2 protein-coding genes are annotated in these 4,020 nt (G+C 63.9%); one reads left to right on the forward strand and one right to left on the reverse strand.

The window, feature by feature from the left end:
• Window positions 1-2,094 carry a M1 family metallopeptidase gene (locus tag ACYP33_RS22405; protein WP_414448307.1) on the reverse strand — a complete coding sequence of 698 codons (2,094 nt, stop codon included), beginning with the start codon at window positions 2,092-2,094 and terminating at the stop codon, window positions 1-3.
• A gap of 388 nt (window positions 2,095-2,482) precedes the next feature.
• Between ACYP33_RS22405 and ACYP33_RS22410 the strand changes: the two genes are divergently transcribed.
• Window positions 2,483-3,904 (forward strand): MFS transporter, encoded by a 1,422-nt coding sequence (locus ACYP33_RS22410; RefSeq protein WP_459623976.1) that lies wholly within the window; start codon window positions 2,483-2,485, stop codon window positions 3,902-3,904.
• The last annotated feature ends 116 nt before the right edge of the window (window positions 3,905-4,020 follow it).

Genomic DNA, 4,020 nt, shown 5'->3' on the forward strand with positions numbered 1-4,020 from the left:
TTATGGACGCGAAATGGGCCGACCATTGCGCATCGAGATCACCGGCATCCGCAGGCGCCGGGTTGCGACCTCATCGGCCAGCGTCGCAGGCGGCGACATGGCGAACCGGCTCGACTGCCGGGCACGGATCGCCCGTTGCGAAAGACCCTCCAGCATATCCTGGTCATTCTCGAGATTGACCAACACCTCCGGGGCGAGCGTCACGGTGTCCAGTGCCGGTTGCAGCATATCGCGTGCGTTCTTGCTGTATTGCGTCACGTAATAGTCCAGGCCGGTGGGATTCGCGAGTACTGCACCGCAACCGTCGAGCCGCACTTCGGCGCGTGCGTCGCTGAGGACGAGACGCTCGTTCAAGGCCAACTGGTTGCCGTAGGCGAGCGTCACCGGGATCGACCAACGTTCGCCCGGATGAAAATTCACGTTGGGCAGCGGAGCCTGCGACAGCATGACCACGGTTTGATTCGCCGTGAGGTCGCAGCGCGTGTCGATCGACAGGACGGGCACGCCGGTCTGACGCGCGAAGCTGTTGCCGATCTGCCCGACGTCGGTGCCGCTTGCATCGGACAGGGCATCCCACAGCCGCTGCGGCGTGGCGTTGCCGAATGCGTAATTGCGCACGTACTGTTGCACGCCGCGTTGCATGGCGTCGTCGCCGATGTAGCCTTCGACCATCTTCAGGACCTGCTCGGCCTTGTCGTAGATCGCCTTGGTTGCCAGCCCGAAATCGGTGGCGCTGTAATCGTTGAAGTTCGGTTGCATCGGAAACGGGACCGGCGAGACGTCGTAGTACATGATGTCGGGCTTGCTCCAGACCTGCTCTTCCCAACCGAAGTGGTCCGGATCGAGTGCGATGTCGGCGCGCGTGGTCATGTAGGACGTCACCCCTTCGTTGAGCCACACATCGTCCCACCAGTCGAGCGTGACCAGATCGCCGAACCACTGGTGAGCGATTTCGTGGTTGATCACTTTCGTTGCTCCGCGGGGGAACGGCTTGCCCGGCGGCGGCAGGATCGTGTCGGCGAATTCGAGAATGGCGCCCCAGTTTTCCATGCCGCTGAACCACAACTGTTTTTCCTCTATGAACTTGTCGTTTGCGGCGACCGTGTCGAGTTTGGTCAGCGGCAGCGGGTAGCCCGTGTAGCGATAGAAATAGTCGAGCGCCTGCTTGGTCGCCTCCATCGCGGGCTTGGCCTGTTCCTTCATGCCCGGCGGCGTGAAGATGCGCAGGTGCAGACCCTTGTCGTCGGGCAGCGGGCTGGTGAATTCGTCTTCCAGCACATCGAAGCGGCCACCGCCGAAGAACAGCAGATACGACGGCATCGGCGGGGTTTTCTCGAACGACACGGCCTGGTAGCCGCCGGACAGCGCAGTCGCCTGCTTTTCCGGTGCGTTCGACACCACGCGCCAATCGCTCGGCACTTCGGCGGACACCTCGTAGGTCGGACGGAACGCCGGCTCGTCCCAGCCCGGGAACCAGCGGCGCGCGAAGTTCGATTCGAGCTGCGTCAGAATCGCGCCGCTGGTGCTGCCGTCAGTACCCATCAAGTCGAGGCGGAACATGCCTTCGGCGGCCGAGCAATTGGGACGCGGATCGTCGTCGCAGGCGCCCTTCGTGCCCTTCTCCGGATCACCGTGCGTCGTCTGGTTGATGACGCCTTGCCATTCCATATGCAGCGTGTAGCGACCCTTCGGGATCGTGCCGTTCGTCGCGCGCAACTGATAAAAATCGCCGCCGGTCTGCGGCGTGGTGATCAGACGCACGTTGCCTGGCTGCAACGTGACCGTGCCCTTGGCGAAGACCAGCTTGCGTGCCGCCACGACGATCTCGGTGACGGGTTTGAGCACGTCGATCTCGACATCGGCGCGGCCGTCGAACTGCGAGAGGTCGGCATTGGGGCGAAACCACAGCTTGTAGTTGATCGGTACCACCGTATCGGGGAATTCGACCGGCTTCACCGACTTGTCGACGGCAGTCACGGGTGGCGGCGACGGCGTTTCGATCGGGGTGTCGTCGTCGTCGCCACCGCCGCATGCGCTCAGCGCGAGCGCCGCGACAGCGAAAAGATAATGGATCTTGCGGAAAGGCATTCTCATACCGGAGTCTCCTGAGGGACGAGATAAATACGGGCATGCCGCGTATCGCCGAGAGGCGAGCGCGCCAATAATTTCCTGAAAAAGAAATTATTAGATTTATTGAGGTAAATGCGGCTAATAGACGCGATTCGAATGACGGCGCAATGCGTTTGTGGCCGTGCTTTCGAGTGAAAAGGGATGCGTCGCTTTCAAGCGCCTGCGCATTCTAAGGGGGGGTGCCGTTGGTAAATTGCAATTTTGTAAATTAATCAGGTTATTTTGATTTTAAAAGGAATGAGTTATCGAATGAGCATTAATCCTATTTGCGCGACATGAACGTTGTGGTATCGCGCGTGGCTCGCCCCGGTACAATGCGCGACGAACTAAAACTGCCCGGAGACGCGCCAGCATGGCTTCCACCGAACACGCTTCCTCTTCCGCCCCCGCCGGCGCCACCGTGATCCACGCCGGCGAGATCGCCGCGCGCCTCGACCGCCTGCCGCCCACGCGCACCGTCTGGAAGCTCGTGGTGCTGCTGAGCCTCGGCTTCTTCTTCGAGCTGTACGACCTGCTCTACAGCGGGTATGTCGCGCCGGGCCTCGTCAGGAGCGGCATCCTGTCGTCGAACACGCACGGCCTGTTCGGCACCACCGGCGTGGCGAGCTTCATCGCCGCGCTGTTCGCGGGGCTGTTCATCGGCACGATTGCTTGCGGCTTTTTGGCCGACCGCTACGGCCGCCGCGCCGTGTTCACGTGGTCGCTGCTGTGGTACACGGCCGCCAACGTGGTGATGGCGTTCCAGGACACGGCCGGCGGCCTGAACTTCTGGCGCTTCGTGGTGGGCCTCGGGCTCGGCGTGGAGATGGTGACGATCGGCACGTATATCTCCGAGCTGGTGCCGAAGGAGATTCGCGGGCGCGCGTTCGCCTGCGAGCAGGCGGTGGGCTTCTGCGCGGTGCCGGTGGTGGCGTTCCTCGCCTATCTGCTGGTGCCGAATGCGCCGTTCGGCCTGGACGGCTGGCGCTGGGTGGTGCTGATCGGCGCGCACGGCGCGATCTTCGTCTGGTGGATTCGCCGCGCGCTGCCCGAAAGCCCGCGCTGGCTCGCGCAGCAGGGGCGGCTGGCCGAGGCCGACCAGGTGATGCGCGCGCTGGAGGCGAAGGTCGAGGCCGAATACGGCCGCCCGCTGCCGCCGCCGGGGCCGGCCGAGCCGGTGATCGCGCGCGGCCGCTTCGCCGACATGTGGGTGGCGCCGTACAGCCGCCGCACCGTCATGATGACGATCTTCAACGTGTTCCAGACGGTGGGCTTCTACGGTTTCGCGAACTGGGTGCCGACGCTGCTGATCAAGCAGGGCATTACCGTCACCACCAGCCTCATGTATTCGAGCGTGATCGCGCTGGCCGCGCCGCTCGGCCCGCTGCTGGGGCTGCTGATCGGCGACCGCTTCGAGCGCAAGCACGTGATCGTGGCGATGGCGGGCGCGGCGATCGTGTGCGGGCTGCTGTTCAGCCAGAGCGGCACGGCCGGCACGCTGGTGGTGCTCGGCATCGGCCTCACGCTCGCCAACAACATCATGTCGTACAGCTTCCACGCGTATCAGGCCGAGCTGTTCCCCACGGCGATCCGCGCGCGGGCGGTGGGCTTCGTCTATTCGTGGAGCCGCTTCTCGGCGATCTTCACGTCGTTCGTGATCGCCTCGGTGCTGAACGGCTTCGGCACGGCCGGCGTGTTCGCGTTCATCTCGGCCGCGATGCTGATCGTGATGGTGTCGATCGGGCTGATGGGGCCGCGCACCAAGGGCATCGCGCTGGAGCAGATCTCGCACTGACGCACCGCTGGCCGCTGCGCTTCTTTCTTCTTCCGCCATAACGACAACGCGCCCGGGTCGACCACCCCGGGCGCGTTGTGCATTTCAAGGCCGCGCATCGCGCGCCGGCCGCTGCC

The organism is Burkholderia sp. 3C (assembly GCF_054589155.1).

What these genes read in the sequence shown, in the direction of transcription:
- ACYP33_RS22410 (WP_459623976.1), top strand. Translation starts at nt 2,483, where the DNA reads ATGGCTTCCACCGAACACGCTTCCTCTTCCGCCCCCGCCGGCGCCACC.
- ACYP33_RS22405 (WP_414448307.1), bottom strand. Translation starts at nt 2,094, where the DNA reads ATGAGAATGCCTTTCCGCAAGATCCATTATCTTTTCGCTGTCGCGGCG.